The organism is Plantibacter flavus (assembly GCF_051487245.1).
Lineage (GTDB): Bacteria > Actinomycetota > Actinomycetes > Actinomycetales > Microbacteriaceae > Plantibacter > Plantibacter flavus_B.
Map to the genome: position 1 here is coordinate 79,839 of NZ_JAHVDH010000001.1, position 13,243 is coordinate 93,081.

General features: G+C 69.3%; 13 protein-coding genes. 12 read left to right on the forward strand and 1 reads right to left on the reverse strand.

Annotation, left to right across the window (positions count from 1 at the left end):
• Window positions 1-4 precede the first annotated feature (4 nt).
• The 7 genes from folP (at window position 5) to KXS11_RS00395 (ending at window position 5,348) form a co-directional block, all read left to right on the forward strand.
• The gene (folP, locus tag KXS11_RS00365) at window positions 5-853 is read left to right on the forward strand and encodes a dihydropteroate synthase (protein ID WP_437383429.1); all 849 of its coding nucleotides are present in this window, start codon (window positions 5-7) and stop codon (window positions 851-853) included.
• Complete coding sequence (gene folB, locus KXS11_RS00370) at window positions 846-1,247, forward strand: dihydroneopterin aldolase (RefSeq protein WP_437383431.1); 402 nt, start codon at window positions 846-848, stop codon at window positions 1,245-1,247. Before folP ends, folB begins: the two co-directional genes overlap by 8 nt.
• The gene (folK, locus tag KXS11_RS00375; protein WP_437383433.1) at window positions 1,247-1,807 is read left to right on the forward strand and encodes a 2-amino-4-hydroxy-6-hydroxymethyldihydropteridine diphosphokinase; all 561 of its coding nucleotides are present in this window, start codon (window positions 1,247-1,249) and stop codon (window positions 1,805-1,807) included. Before folB ends, folK begins: the two co-directional genes overlap by 1 nt.
• Complete coding sequence (locus KXS11_RS00380; RefSeq protein ID WP_437383434.1) at window positions 1,804-2,283, forward strand: DUF3180 domain-containing protein; 480 nt, start codon at window positions 1,804-1,806, stop codon at window positions 2,281-2,283. Before folK ends, KXS11_RS00380 begins: the two co-directional genes overlap by 4 nt.
• Before the next feature lie 67 nt (window positions 2,284-2,350).
• Entirely contained in the window at window positions 2,351-2,854 is a 504-nt protein-coding gene (locus KXS11_RS00385) for a PH domain-containing protein (protein ID WP_437384113.1), read from the forward strand.
• Entirely contained in the window at window positions 2,851-4,638 is a 1,788-nt protein-coding gene (locus KXS11_RS00390; RefSeq protein ID WP_437383436.1) for a PH domain-containing protein, read from the forward strand. Before KXS11_RS00385 ends, KXS11_RS00390 begins: the two co-directional genes overlap by 4 nt.
• Window positions 4,635-5,348, forward strand: a complete 714-nt coding sequence (locus tag KXS11_RS00395; RefSeq protein WP_437383438.1) for a Rossmann-like and DUF2520 domain-containing protein — start codon at window positions 4,635-4,637, stop codon at window positions 5,346-5,348. The genes KXS11_RS00390 and KXS11_RS00395 overlap by 4 nt, the downstream gene beginning before the upstream one ends.
• A gap of 67 nt (window positions 5,349-5,415) precedes the next feature.
• Here KXS11_RS00395 and KXS11_RS00400 read toward each other — a convergent pair whose 3' ends face one another.
• On the reverse strand, window positions 5,416-5,907 hold the full coding sequence (locus tag KXS11_RS00400; protein WP_437383440.1) for a DoxX family protein: 492 nt from the start codon (window positions 5,905-5,907) through the stop codon (window positions 5,416-5,418).
• Between the two features lie 218 nt (window positions 5,908-6,125).
• Between KXS11_RS00400 and lysS the strand changes: the two genes are divergently transcribed.
• The 5 genes from lysS (at window position 6,126) to KXS11_RS00425 (ending at window position 13,239) form a co-directional block, all read left to right on the forward strand.
• Window positions 6,126-7,646: a lysine--tRNA ligase gene (gene lysS / locus KXS11_RS00405; protein ID WP_437383441.1), complete on the forward strand. Its 1,521-nt coding sequence runs from the start codon at window positions 6,126-6,128 to the stop codon at window positions 7,644-7,646.
• 39 nt (window positions 7,647-7,685) lie between these two features.
• Complete coding sequence (locus tag KXS11_RS00410; RefSeq protein WP_437383443.1) at window positions 7,686-7,832, forward strand: hypothetical protein; 147 nt, start codon at window positions 7,686-7,688, stop codon at window positions 7,830-7,832.
• 126 nt (window positions 7,833-7,958) lie between these two features.
• On the forward strand, window positions 7,959-8,156 hold the full coding sequence (locus KXS11_RS00415) for a hypothetical protein (RefSeq protein ID WP_437383444.1): 198 nt from the start codon (window positions 7,959-7,961) through the stop codon (window positions 8,154-8,156).
• A 75-nt stretch (window positions 8,157-8,231) separates the two neighbouring features.
• Entirely contained in the window at window positions 8,232-9,701 is a 1,470-nt protein-coding gene (gene cls / locus KXS11_RS00420; protein ID WP_437383446.1) for a cardiolipin synthase, read from the forward strand.
• A 91-nt stretch (window positions 9,702-9,792) separates the two neighbouring features.
• The gene (locus KXS11_RS00425; RefSeq protein ID WP_437383447.1) at window positions 9,793-13,239 is read left to right on the forward strand and encodes an SdrD B-like domain-containing protein; all 3,447 of its coding nucleotides are present in this window, start codon (window positions 9,793-9,795) and stop codon (window positions 13,237-13,239) included.
• Window positions 13,240-13,243 lie beyond the last annotated feature (4 nt).

The following is a 13,243-nucleotide window of genomic DNA, read 5'->3' on the forward strand; positions in this document are numbered from 1 at the left end:
CGCCGTGGCGAGACTCGACCGAACCGGCCCCGGGACGACCCGTGCCACGCCCTTCCAGATCATGGGTGTCGTGAACGTGACGCCCGACTCCTTCAGCGACGGTGGCCGCTACCTCGACGTCGACGACGCGATCGCACACGGCCTCGAACTGGTCCGAGCCGGCGCGACGATCATCGACGTCGGTGGCGAGTCCACGCGGCCGGGAGCCGCCCGGGTGGACACGAGCGAGGAGCAGCACCGGGTCGGGCCGGTCGTCGCCGCCCTCGCCTCGGCCGGCGTGCGCGTGAGCGTCGACACGATGAGCGCCGAGACGGCCGTGTCCGCAGCCCGGGCCGGCGCGTCGATCATCAACGACGTCTCCGGGGGCCTGGCCGACGAGCGCATGCCGGCGGTCATGGCCGACTCCGGTCTGGCCTGCGTCATCAGTCACTGGCGGGGGCACTCCGCCGACATGGCCAGTCGTGCACACTACGACGACGCAGCGGTCGATGTCGCGCGGGAGCTCGATGAACGGGTGTCCGTGCTGCTGGGGCAGGGGCTCACCGCTTCGCAGATCATCGTCGACCCGGGGCTGGGCTTCTCGAAGCACACCGAGCACAACTGGCGCATCCTGGCGAGGCTCGACCTCCTGCAGAGCCTCGGGTATCCGGTGCTCGTCGGGGCGTCGCGCAAGCGGTTCATCGGTGCCCTGCTGACCGGCGATGCCCCGATGGAATCTCGCGACGCTCCGACCGCGGTCGTGAGCGTGCTCGCCGCGCAGGCAGGAGCGTGGGGAGTCCGGGTGCACGACGTCGCTGCGACGCGGCTCGCGCTCGACACGCTCGAAGCATGGCAGGGTGGAGCCGATGACTGACTCGATCACCCTCACCGGCCTCCGCGCCTTCGCGCATCACGGCGTCTTCGACTTCGAGCGCGAGGCGGGGCAGGAGTTCGTCATCGACGTGACGGTCTCCCTCGACCTGCGCCCGGCTGCCGGTGGCGATGAGCTGGGAGCGACGATGCACTACGGCGAGCTCGCCGAGGCCGTGGTCGCCGCCGTCGAGCGAGACCCCGTCGACCTCATCGAGACGGTCGCCGAACGCATCGCGGCCGTCGTGCTCGCGAACGAGCGTGCCGAGGCGGTCCGAGTGACCGTCCACAAGCCGAGCGCGCCGATCACCGTGCCGTTCGCCGACGTCGCCGTCACGATCGAACGTACAGCGGCCGACCGGGTCGCCGCGGGCTCACCGAACGGGCAGCGCGACTGATGGTCTCGCGCACCCCGATCCACGACCCGGCACGTCGCCCGGGCCCGCCGAAGGCTCCGCTCGTGACGGCCGTCGTCGCCGTCGGCGGCAACCTCGGCGATCGCCGAGCGACGCTCATCGCCGCATGCGAGGAGCTCGCGGCGACCCCAGGCGTCGTCGACCTCCAGCGTTCGCCGCTCGTGAGCAGTGCGGCCGTGAAGCTCAGCGGTGTCGACGAGTCGGCCCCGGCCTACCTCAACGGGGTCGTCGTGCTCCGCACCCGCCTCACCGCCCACGCGCTCCTCGACGCGTTGCAGCGCATCGAGCTGGCCCATGGGAGGGTCCGGGAGGAACGCTGGGGCGACCGCACGCTCGACCTCGACCTCATCGCCTACGACGACGCCGTCATCGACGACGACCGACTCACCGTCCCGCACCCACGGGCCGCCGAGCGCGCGTTCGTCGTGGTGCCGTGGCTCCTGCTCGACCCCGATGCCGCGCTGCCCGGCGTCGGACGCCTCGACTCCCTCGCCGCAGCCCAAGACGGCACGGTCACCGCTGACGAGGAGCCGACCCGATGAAGCGGACGACGCCGACGCCACTCATCGTCCTGGCGGCCACCGGAGTGGTCTTCGGGTTCCTGCTCGAGGTGGCGAGCGTGTCCGGCGGAGGAGCGTCGATCATCCCGCCGGTCACCTTCTCGGTCTCCCTTGTCGCGATCGCGATCATCCTCATCGCGTTGGCCTGGCCGATCCGTCGCAGCACGACGGGACGCGCCACCAAGCGCATCGACCCCTTCCGCGCGATGCGGGTCGTCGCGCTCGCGAAGGCGTCCAGCCACGCCGGGGCGCTCGTGGCCGGCGCCACCGTCGGGATCCTGCTCTTCGTCCTGACCCGCCCGATCATGCCCGCGCTAGGCTCCTTGTGGCTGGTGATCGCGTCCATCGTGGGATCCGCCGCACTCGTCGTCGCCGCTCTGGTGGCCGAGTGGTTCTGCACCGTTCCGAAGGATGAAGATGACGACGCCGCACCCGGGGGAGCCCCGTCCCACACCTGAACCGCTGATCGAGACGTCGTTGCAGGAGTTGCCCGTCTCGGATCCCGCCCGGCGGGAGGCTGCGGACCTGGCGGTCGCCGAGGGCACGAGCAAGCGTCTCGACCTGCCGGACGCCGAGTGGCGCCGGGTGAGCCCGAAGCTCATCGCCGTGGAGTTCCTCTCCTGGGGCGCCATCCTCCTCATCGGTGTGGCCGTGGCGCTGTTCACCGCCCTCGTCTGGGAGTGGACGTGGATCTGGTGGCCGTTCGCGGCGTTCGCCATCGTCACCCTCATCACCGCGATCTTCATCCCGCGACGCGTGCGCGCCATCGGCTACCAGCTGCGTGCTGACGACCTGCTGTTCCGCCGGGGCATCATGTGGCAGCGTTTCGTCGCCGTGCCGTACGGGCGCATGCAGCTCGTCGACATCAACCGCGGACCGTTGTCCCGCGCGTTCGGACTCGCCGACCTCAAGTTCGTGACGGCGTCGGCCTCGACCGGGGTCGTGATCTACGGCCTGCCGGAAGCCGAGGCGGAAGGACTGCGCGACCACCTGGTGGCCGTGGCGGAGAGCCGACGGACCGGACTGTGAGCGCACAGCAGCCGCCCCGATTCGACGCCCCGGCTCCTGGTCCGCGCGTGAAGCGGGAGGCGGAGGCGATCGTGCCGCGCGTCGCCGGCCAGAGCCTCGTGGACGGCCAGTGGCACCGCCTCCACCCCGCGACCCCGCTGCTGCGGGGTGGTATCGCCTTCGTCGCGATCCTCGGCATCGTCATCGCGAACCTCCGGGAACGCCTCATCGAGCTCTTCATCCCGGGGCCCGGCATGGAGGCACCGGAGGACCCGGTCGACTACGTGCTGAACCACGGCATCGTCGGATGGGTGCTCCTCGCCGTGGCCGGCGGACTCATCGTGGTCATCGCACTGTTCTGGTTGTCGTGGCGCATGCACACGTTCCGCGTGACGGACGAAGCCGTCGAGGTGCGGAGTGGCGTGCTCTTCCGCACGAACCGCAAGGCCAAGCTCGACCGCATCCAGGGCGTCTCCATCGAGAAACCGCTGCTGGCCCGCCTCATCGGTGCCTCGCGCATCAACGTCAGCGTCGCAGGCCAGGACGCGAACGTGAAGCTCGAGTACCTGTACGCGGCCGACGGAGACGGCCTGCGCCAGGACGTCCTCACCCTCGCGAGCGGTGTCAAGCTCGCCGAACGGCAACAGACGGCTCGGAACGAAGCGGCCGTCGCGGGCGACCTCGGGGTGCCAGGCGAGCAGGTGCAGCCGAGCGGACGGGACATCGGCGGCAACGTGACCCGTTTCGTCACCGACCGGGTGGACGACTTCATCTCCCCGGAGCTCGACCCGCAGGCCGCGCCGCCCGAGTCCGTGGTTCGGCTCACGCTCGGACGACTCATCGGCTCGACCGTGCTCAGTCCGTTCACGGCGATCGTGCTCGTGTCCGTCGTCGTCGGCGTCGTCCTCATCGCCAACGGCATCGACTGGGCGTGGTTCTGGCTCGTACCGATGGTCCTGAGCCTCGGCGCGTTCCTGTGGTCGAGCGTCACGAAGTCGCTCCGATACAGCATCGCGGCGACACCCTCCGGGGTTCGGGTCGGCTTCGGGCTGTTCTCGACCACGAACGACACGATCCCGCCCGGCCGCATCCACGCGATCGAGGTGTCGCAGCCCATCATCTGGCGTCCGTTCGGCTGGTGGAAGGTGCGGATCAACAAGGCCGGCCTCTCGCTCGAACAGGCCGCCCGCGGCGCGTCGAACAACACGGTGCTGCCGGTCGGTTCGCTCGTCGACGCCGCACAGGTCGTCGAGCTCATGCTCGCGGGCCGGATCGACGGCAGTGCCTGGGGGCCGCTGCAGTCGGCGCTGTCGACGCGCGACGGCATCGGCTTCGTCGGTTCGCCTCGCCGATCCATGTGGATCAACTGGTTCTCCTGGCGGCGGACGGGGTACGCCCTCCGCGACGGCCTGCTGCTGTTCCGTCAGGGCGTCGTCTGGCGCAGGCTCCACATCATGCCGCTGGCACGCCTGCAGAGCATCCGGATCGACCAGGGCCCGCTGCTCCGTGCCCTCGACCTCGCCTCGGCGACCGCCCACACGGTGCCCGGCCCGGTCATCGCGAAGCTCCCGGCCATGGCACGCGACGAATCGGTGCGCCTGTTCGATGCGGCCGCCGAGGCGATCGTGGTCGCGCAGTCCACCGACCGGAGCCACCGCTGGGCGAGCTTCGACGCAGGACATCTGCCGGCTGAGGCGCAGGCGGCAGCACCCTACGTCGTGGCCGACGCGGCTGCGGCGTCTGCGGACGACGGTGCGGCGCCGACCACCTCGACCGGGCACGACGGCGAGGGGGCCGCTCGATGAGCGCCGACATGCGCAGTGCCCGTCTCGGGGTCGGCATCATCGGCAGCGGACGGGTCGGACCCGTCATCGGTGCCGCCCTCGGTGGCGCGGGCCACGCGATCGTCGGCATCACGGCGGTCTCCGAGGAGAGCCGCGACCGCGCGGGGGCGCTGCTGCCGGGCGTCCCGATCCTCGAGCCCACCGAGGTGGTCGAGCGCAGCGAGCTCGTCGTCATCGCCGTTCCGGACGCCGAACTGGAGTCGCTCGTCGAGGGCTTGGCGGCAGTCGGTGCGTGGCAGCCCGGCCAGCTCGTCGCCCACACCTCACCGCGGTACGGGGTCGGGGTCCTCCGGTCCGCCGCGGCCGCTGGAGCGATCCCGCTCGCCCTGCATCCGGCGATGGTGTTCACGGGGACGACGCTCGACCTCGCACGGCTCCACGAGACCTACTGCGCTGTCACCGCTCCCTCCCCGGTGCAGCCGATCGGCCAGGCACTCGTCGTCGAGATGGGTGCGGAGCCCGTGATCGTCGCGGAGCAGGATCGAGCGGCGTACGCGGAGGCGGTGGAGACCGCCGCGAGCTTCTCGCGCGCCGTCGTGCAGCAGTCCACCGCCATGCTCGCCGACATCGGTGTCGACAACCCCGGCGGTTTCCTCTCCTCGCTCGTGCGTTCCTCGGTCGACGAGGCGCTCCGCGGTGCGACGACCCCGGACGTCGACGAACTGCTCTGACGAGCGCACCCGTCCGCCCCAGACGGGCGGACGGGTGCGGTGTGCCCTGCGGCGAGCGGAGGAGGGTTCAGCGTCGGCGGTGGAACAGCGCGTCGACGGCGAAGCGCCCCGGGCCGGTGCATGCGAGCGCGAGCGCCGCGACGCCGAGCAGCATCACGAACTCGAAGCCGCCGTCGGCTGCGAAGAAGCCGGCCGACAGGTGCACGAGGACGAGCGCGACCGCCATGTTGACCGCGAGGAGGACGCCGACGATCCGGGTGCCGAGCCCGACGACGAGCAGGACGCCTCCAAGCACCTCGAGGCCGGCGACGACGGCTGCGGCGACCTCGGGGGCGGGGATGCCCATGCCGCCGAAGCCCTGCGCGACGCCGGGGATCGTGTCGACGAGCACCTTCTGCAGGCCGTGCGCGAGGAACACCGCACCGAGGGCGAGGCGCAGCAGGAGCAGGCCGGCCGAGAGCCCGGCAGCGCGGACGGGAGAAGCGGGTACGGCAGGCGTGGGCGGGACGGTCGTGGGTTCCTGGGCCTCGGTGCGCTGGTGGTCGTTGATGGTCGTCATGACGAGCCTTTCGAGTTCGTTGATGGCGTCTGGTACCCCGATCGGGGGTATCCGGTCTTCGAGCCAAGCACGCCGCGCACCCGCGCCGGTGTCCTCCGAATGGTTCTTCCCAGGCCCTTGCCAGGTGCTCGAAAGGAACACCACATGTTCGCCGCCGTGCGCAGAGCACCAGTCCTCCCCGGTAAACTCCAGTGACCGCACGAGGAGAATCGCACCGCATGACTGACACGACGCCAGAGCAGATCGACGACGCAGCAGAGCAGGCAGAGCTCTCCGAGCAGAAGGCCGTCCGACTCGCGAAGCGCCAGCGCCTCATCGACGAAGCAGCGTCCGGTGCCGGCGGTGCGTACCCCGTCACGCTCCCCATCACGGACACCATCCCCGCCGTGCGAGCGCGCTTCGGCGAGCTGCAGCCCGACGAGGCGACGGGCGTCACCGTCGGTGTGGCCGGACGGGTCGTCCACCTCCGCAACACGGGCAAGCTGTGCTTCGCGAGCCTGCAGGCCGGCGACGGCAGCCGCATCCAGGCCATGGTCAGCCTCGCCAACGTCGGCGAGGAGCAGCTCGCGGCGTGGAAGGAGCTCGTCGACCTCGGCGACCACCTCTTCGTCTCCGGTGAGGTCATCTCCAGCCGCCGCGGCGAGCTGTCGATCATGGTGGCCGAGTGGGCGATCGCGGCGAAGGCGATCCTGCCACTCCCGAACCTCCACAACGAGCTGAGCGAGGAGACACGGGTCCGCAGCCGGTACCTCGACCTGATCGCGCGCGAACAGGCGCGCAAGAACGTCCTCGACCGGGCGAAGACGGTCGCGAGCCTCCGTCAGACCTTCACCGAGCGCGACTTCGTCGAGGTCGAGACGCCGATGCTGCAGGTCATGCACGGCGGCGCCTCCGCCCGTCCGTTCGTCACCCACTCGAACGCGTTCGACACCGAGCTCTATCTGCGCATCGCTCCCGAGCTGTACCTCAAGCGTGCGGTCGTCGGCGGCATCGACCACGTGTACGAGATCAACCGCAACTTCCGCAACGAGGGCGCCGACTCCACGCACAGCCCCGAGTTCGCGATGCTCGAGGCGTACGAGGCGTACGGCGACTACGGCACGATGGCGGACCTCACCCAGACCCTCATCCAGAACGCCGCGCTCGCCACGAGCGGGAGCCACGTGGTCACGTGGGCCGATGGCACCGAGTTCGACCTCGGCGGCGAGTGGGACCGGATCTCGATGTTCGAGAGCCTCTCCGCTGCAGCCGGTGTGGAGATCACGCCGCAGACTCCGCTGGAGCAGCTCAAGGCACTCGCCGAGCGCGAGGGCGTCGAGGTGCCGCATCCCATCCACGGCAAGTACGTCGAGGAACTGTGGGAGCACTTCGTCAAGGGCGGGCTCGAGCGCCCGACCTTCGTCATGGACTTCCCGGTCGACACGAGCCCGCTCGTCCGCGCCCACCGCAGCATCGACGGCGCCGTCGAGAAGTGGGACCTCTACGTTCGCGGCTTCGAACTGGCGACCGGCTACTCAGAGCTCGTCGACCCCGTCGTGCAGCGCGAGCGGTTCGTCGAGCAGGCGAAGCTCGCGGCGCAGGGCGACGTCGAGGCCATGCGGCTCGACGAGGAGTTCCTGCGGGCGCTCGAGTTCGGTATGCCGCCGTCGGGCGGCATGGGCATGGGCATCGACCGCCTGCTCATGGCGCTCACGGGTCTCGGCATCCGCGAGACGATCCTCTTCCCCCTGGTCAAGTAGCCCCAGGGCTCGACCACCCTTCGACAGTCAGGCGCGACGATGAGCATGATGGACCCCGGTGATCACCAGGACCCGCAGAAGAAGGGTCCGTCGACGGCGCGGATCACCATCTGGATCGTGGTGGGCGGCATCGGCGTGTATTTCGTCGTCAGCGGACTCTGGGGAGCGCTCTCGGGCGGGAGCTGACGGTCCGGGCCTCGTCCGCTCGGCCGACGCCGTTCCCTGAGCCGGTGCCTGCGCCTGCCGCTGCCTCCATCGGCCCCTGCCGGTATCGGTCCCTGAGCCTCTCGAAGGGCGGGTACGATGGAACCCATGATCGAGGACTACTGGCTCAACGCGCTCTGGTCGCTGCTGCCCACCGTGGTCGTCGGTGCCATCTTCTGGATCGTCATGCGTGCGATCCTGCGTTCGGATCGCAACGAGCGCGCGACGTACGCCAAGATCGAGGCGGAAGAGCGTGCGCGCCTCGGCCTCCCGGCGGCCGACGCCGCGTCCTCCCGCGAGGCCTGACGCCTTCAGTCCCGGCGCGTTCGTCCGCGCCGTCGGTACCGGTCACTAGGCTGGAGCCCTTCGGCACCTGAGTGGATGGGCGACATGACGATCGAGTTCTCCTGGAACTGGCTGGGTATCACCGCCCTCGTCCTCGACTTCATCATCCGCGTCGTGGCCGTCATCGTGGTGCCCCGCAACCGCCGCCCGACCGCGGGCATGGCCTGGCTCCTCGCGATCTTCCTCATCCCGTACATCGGGGTGCTGGCCTTCCTGCTCATCGGAAACCCGAAGCTCCCGCGGAAGCGGCGCAAGAAGCAGTACGACATCAACGTCTACATCCGGCAGACGACGCGTGATCTCGTCAAAGCGAACCTCACGTCGAACGCTCCTGCCTGGTTCCGCTCCGTCGTCACCCTCAACCGCAACCTCGGTTCCATGCCGTTGCAGGGAGGGAACTCGGCCCACCTCATCGGCGACTACGAGACCTCTCTGCACGCCATGGCGGAGGACATCGACCGCGCCGTCTCGTTCGTGCACGTCGAGTTCTACATCCTCACCTGCGACCGGACGACGAAGCCGTTCTTCGACGCGCTCGAACGGGCCGTCGCGCGGGGCGTCACGGTCCGTGTCCTACTCGACCATTTCGCGAGCTGGCGGACCCCGGACTACAAGCACACCCTGAAGCGGCTGACCGACATGGGGGCGAAGTGGGCGCTCATGCTCCCGCTGCAACCCCTGAAGGGCAAGTTCCAGCGCCCCGACCTCCGCAACCACCGCAAGATGCTCATCGTCGACGGCGTCGTCGCCCACATGGGCTCGCAGAACGTGATCGACCGCAGCTACAACAAGCCGGGCAACATCAAGCGCGGACTGCAGTGGCAGGAGCTCATGACGCGCGTCGAGGGACCGGGCGTCGCAGGCATCAACACGATCTTCCTGAGCGACTGGTACAGCGAGACGGGTGACGTGCTGTCCCAGGAGGTCGGTCTGCTCGAAGCCGTGCCGACTGGCGACCTCGAGTTGCAGGTGGTGCCGAGTGGGCCGGGCTTCGACGGCGACAACAACCTGAAGCTCTTCCTGACCCTCATCTACGCGGCACAGCGTCGAGTCGTCATCACGAGCCCGTACTTCGTCCCGGACGAATCGCTGCTCGCTGCCGTGACGACGGCGGTGCAGCGCGGCGTGCCCGTCGACCTGTTCGTCTCCGAGATCGGCGACCAGGCGATGGTGTGGCACGCGCAACGCTCCTACTACGAGGCCCTGCTGCGAGCCGGCGTGCGGATCTTCCAGTACCCGGCGCCGTACATCCTGCACGCCAAGCACTTCACGATCGACGACGAGGTCGCGGTCATCGGCTCGAGCAACATGGACATGCGCTCGTTCGGTCTCAACCTCGAGGTTTCCCTGCTCGTTCGTGGCGCTGAGTTCGTGAGCGAGATGCGCGCCGTCGAGGACGGATATCGGGAGATCAGCAAGGAGCTGACGCTCGCGGAGTGGTTGAAGCAACCGCTGCGATCGACCGTGCTCGACAACCTCGCGCGGCTCACGTCGGCGTTGCAGTAGTCGTTCGACCAGCTAAGCAACACTGGTCGGGCTTCTGAAATGTTTTCATCCGATATGTTGTCTGGATCATCCATCGTCATCGAGGAGATCCATGCCGAACGCCGTCCGACACCGCTCGCTCATCGCCCTCCTGGTCGCAGTCGGTCTCATCGCCGCAAGCGCGACACCGAGCGCCGCCCAGGAGCCGCACGCCACTGAACCCATCGACGATCCCGAGACCTCGATCCTGCAGATCCGCGCGAACGTGACGTCCACGATGACCGGAAGCGCCCCCTTCGACGCGTCCTCGGGGCCGGGGCTCGACGTCAGTGGCGCGGACGCCGTGCTCCGGTCGCACGACAGTGTGACGTACGGCCTCGAGATGCAGCTGATCGGTGCCGCCACCGACGACCGCGTCGTCATCGAACACCGACTCCCGGAGGGCCTGCGTTGGCCGGTAGCCTCCGCCCTTCCCGGGACGTGCCGAGCCGGTTCCACCGTGAGCGACGACGGGAGGACACTCCGATGCGTCCGTGGCGACGTGCGTCCCAACTCGGTGAGCACGGTCTCGCTGGTGGCGAGCCTCGTTGCCAGTCAGCGACAGGGGACCGCGGTTCCGCACGATCCGGAGGCGATCGTGGTGACCGCCGAGGACGCGTCCACCGGTGAACCGGTGCGCGCGACGGCCACTCCGGAACCGATCGTCGTCAGCAGCGCCCCGCGCATCAACCTCGGGGTCGCCCGCGGCGCGGTCGTCCCGGGTGTCACCGAACGGGACGGAACGCGCGGCTACTACCTCCCGCACAGTGTCTACCTCTCGATCACCGGATACAACAGTGACGGTGGGCGCGGCGCCCGGGGGGCCACCGGGCCTGACGGGCCGGTAACGTTCCGGATCGACCTGTCCGGGTACACGGCCGGTTCGCGAATCGCATCGGTCAACGCCGTCAGTGCGCCCGTGCCCGCGCTCTGTCTCGTCGGTGCGTTCAACACCGACGTGTTCCCCGAGGCGCGCGGCGGCGGCGTCGGAGCGGTGACGGACTCAGGCACCTGGCAGTGCTCGCCGTCCGAGGACGGCCGGTCCATCGAGGTGACCGTGTCCGGCGCAGACCTCACGGGTGATCACATACCCACACAGAGTGGAACGGGGAAACCCATCGCCACCCGCGGCTACCTCGCGCTCGGACGATTCGGGGTGTTCGTCCCCGAGGTCGACGTACCGACGTCCGGCGGTGTGCCGGTCTCGCTGGTCCTGGACCAGCTGAGTGCGGACGGGAGCGACGTCGACGGCGTGCTCATCCCCAACGCGCAGGACTCACCGGAGGACAATTCTGCGAGCGCGACCATCGCACGACGATCAGGAGCCGGCACGCACATCAGCCGGTACGTCGATCGCCGCACCGAGAACGGACTGGTGCCCGGACAGAGCACGCTCGGCTCCGGCGACGCCCCCGTGGTGGCCGGTCAGCGCTTCGAACAGGCGACCTCGTGGACGAACGACAACACGGACGATGCCCTCGACGACGCCATCCTCTGCGCGGTGTTCGATCCGAAGACGCAGCACGTGGTGGGGCGTCCCGACGGGACACCTCCGGTGCAGACGCAATCGGGCGCCGGGCCGCTCATCGTCGAATACGGCACACGCCGGACCGTCGATCTCGACGCCAGTGACGCCGTGCGCCAGGAACAGTTGGACGCTGTGACCTGCGACGACGATGACGATGCCTGGAGCACGGCCGTCCCCGAGACGGACGAGGTGACGAAGGTTCGGGTGCGTCCGGCGAGTGGGTCGATCCCGGTCCGAGGCTCGTTGACGGTCTGGGTCCAGCTCGCTGCGAAGCAGGGGGTGGAGCTCGGTACGCCGATCACGGTGACCTACAGTGTCAAGTCCTCGGGCAACGGACCCGACCGTGAATCGTCGAGCGAGGTCGTCCGCGACGGTTGGTGGCACGGTGTCTACCGGTCACAGGACGGCAACGCCCACTATCCGCGCGGGGATCAGCTGATCGCCGCCGATGTGCACCTGTCGATCATGAAACGCGCGATCGATCCCGCGACTGCGCCCGGGCAGCCAGCGCCCATCACCACTGGCGGTTCAGTCGCATTCGAAATCGCTCCGGTGATCGTGAGTCAGGACGACGTGGGCACTCGCGCCGACCACACGAGGGTCGTCGACCTCCTGCCCGCCGGACTCGTGTTCGAAGCGGATTCGGCCTCGCCGCAGCCGACCACGGTCGAGACCGACGCCGGCGGGAACACACGTCTCGTCTGGGAACTCGGCACGATCCACGACGACCACGAGCCCGTGATCACCTACCGTGCGACCGCGGGCGCGCTGGCGTCCGGTGAACTGGTGAACCGGGTGCTCATCGCGAGCCCGGATGATCCGACGTCGCCCGACGACTTCCCGGCGGACGTCACCACGAAGAACACGCATCTGTCACGGCAGAGCGTCATCGTGACCGCGGCGACCGGCCTGCAGATCGACAAGACCAGCGCGCAGCGCGCTGTCGAGCCAGGAGACGCCGTCGAATACCTCCTCACGTTCGCCAACCTCAGCGCCGACCAGATGCAGCAGGACGTCGCCGTCATCGACGTCCTGCCGTATCCGGGCGATCGTCGGGGTTCGACCGCGCAGGGTCGCCTTGCCGGACCCGTCGACACCCTGGCCGAGGCGCGCTACACCGCCGCGTCATCGGCACTCGTCGACGAGTTCGTCCAGGCGGACAGCGGCGATGACTTCGGGCGTCTCCCCGACGGACACCGTTGGTGCACGCCGCACGAGTTCGGCGAGGCCGGATGTCCGAGCGCCTTCGGCGAGGTGACGGCGCTCCAGATGACGCTCGCGGAACTTCCTCCTGCCGCCCACGCGGGAGGGCGCTACACGCTCGACACGACCGCGACGACCACCGAAGACCGCTTCGCGAACGACGCCGTCATCCATTCCTCGACGCAGCTGCTCGGCGCTCGCTCGCACATCGTCGAGACCGACGTCGTCACCTCGGCCGTGGGCGAACGGATCTGGTGGGACCTCGACGCGAACGGACTCGACGACGACGGTGTGGAGGGCGGACGCGGCGCAGGCATACCGCAGCTCGAACTGCGGCTCGCCGGCACGGACAAGTTCGGCGCCGTCGTGGACCGACGGGCGACGACGGACGACGACGGCCACTACCGGTTCGACGGACTCATCTCAGGCACGTACGAGATCGCGGTGACGCCGCCCGCCTCGGCGACCTTCACGCGTCTCAGGGAAGGGGGCGACGACCTCCGGAACTCCGCCGTTGACCCTGAGACGGCACTGATGTCCGACATCGTGGTGGAAGACCCGTCTCTAACACTCGAGGACGGACTCGACCTCCGCTGGAACGGGGGACTGCTCGCCGCCGATGGTGCGCCGGCCCCGGGCCCGAGCGGACCCACGGATGCGCTGGTGCAGGCTGGATTCGGCGGAGGGACGGCCCTTCTGGTGTCGCTGAGCGGACTGCTCCTCGGGGTCGCGGTCCTGGTCGCCCGTCGGCGGTTGCGCACACGCCCACCGGGGAGGTCCGGGCACTGAGGAC

Excerpts from the sequence above, each read along its gene's own strand:
- folB (WP_437383431.1), top strand. The coding sequence starts at position 846 with ATGACTGACTCGATCACCCTCACCGGCCTCCGCGCCTTCGCGCATCAC.
- folK (WP_437383433.1), top strand. The coding sequence starts at position 1,247 with ATGGTCTCGCGCACCCCGATCCACGACCCGGCACGTCGCCCGGGCCCG.
- KXS11_RS00380 (WP_437383434.1), top strand. The coding sequence starts at position 1,804 with ATGAAGCGGACGACGCCGACGCCACTCATCGTCCTGGCGGCCACCGGA.
- KXS11_RS00395 (WP_437383438.1), top strand. The coding sequence starts at position 4,635 with ATGAGCGCCGACATGCGCAGTGCCCGTCTCGGGGTCGGCATCATCGGC.
- KXS11_RS00400 (WP_437383440.1), bottom strand. The coding sequence starts at position 5,907 with ATGACGACCATCAACGACCACCAGCGCACCGAGGCCCAGGAACCCACG.
- lysS (WP_437383441.1), top strand. The coding sequence starts at position 6,126 with ATGACTGACACGACGCCAGAGCAGATCGACGACGCAGCAGAGCAGGCA.
- KXS11_RS00410 (WP_437383443.1), top strand. The coding sequence starts at position 7,686 with ATGAGCATGATGGACCCCGGTGATCACCAGGACCCGCAGAAGAAGGGT.
- KXS11_RS00415 (WP_437383444.1), top strand. The coding sequence starts at position 7,959 with ATGATCGAGGACTACTGGCTCAACGCGCTCTGGTCGCTGCTGCCCACC.
- cls (WP_437383446.1), top strand. The coding sequence starts at position 8,232 with ATGGGCGACATGACGATCGAGTTCTCCTGGAACTGGCTGGGTATCACC.
- KXS11_RS00425 (WP_437383447.1), top strand. The coding sequence starts at position 9,793 with ATGCCGAACGCCGTCCGACACCGCTCGCTCATCGCCCTCCTGGTCGCA.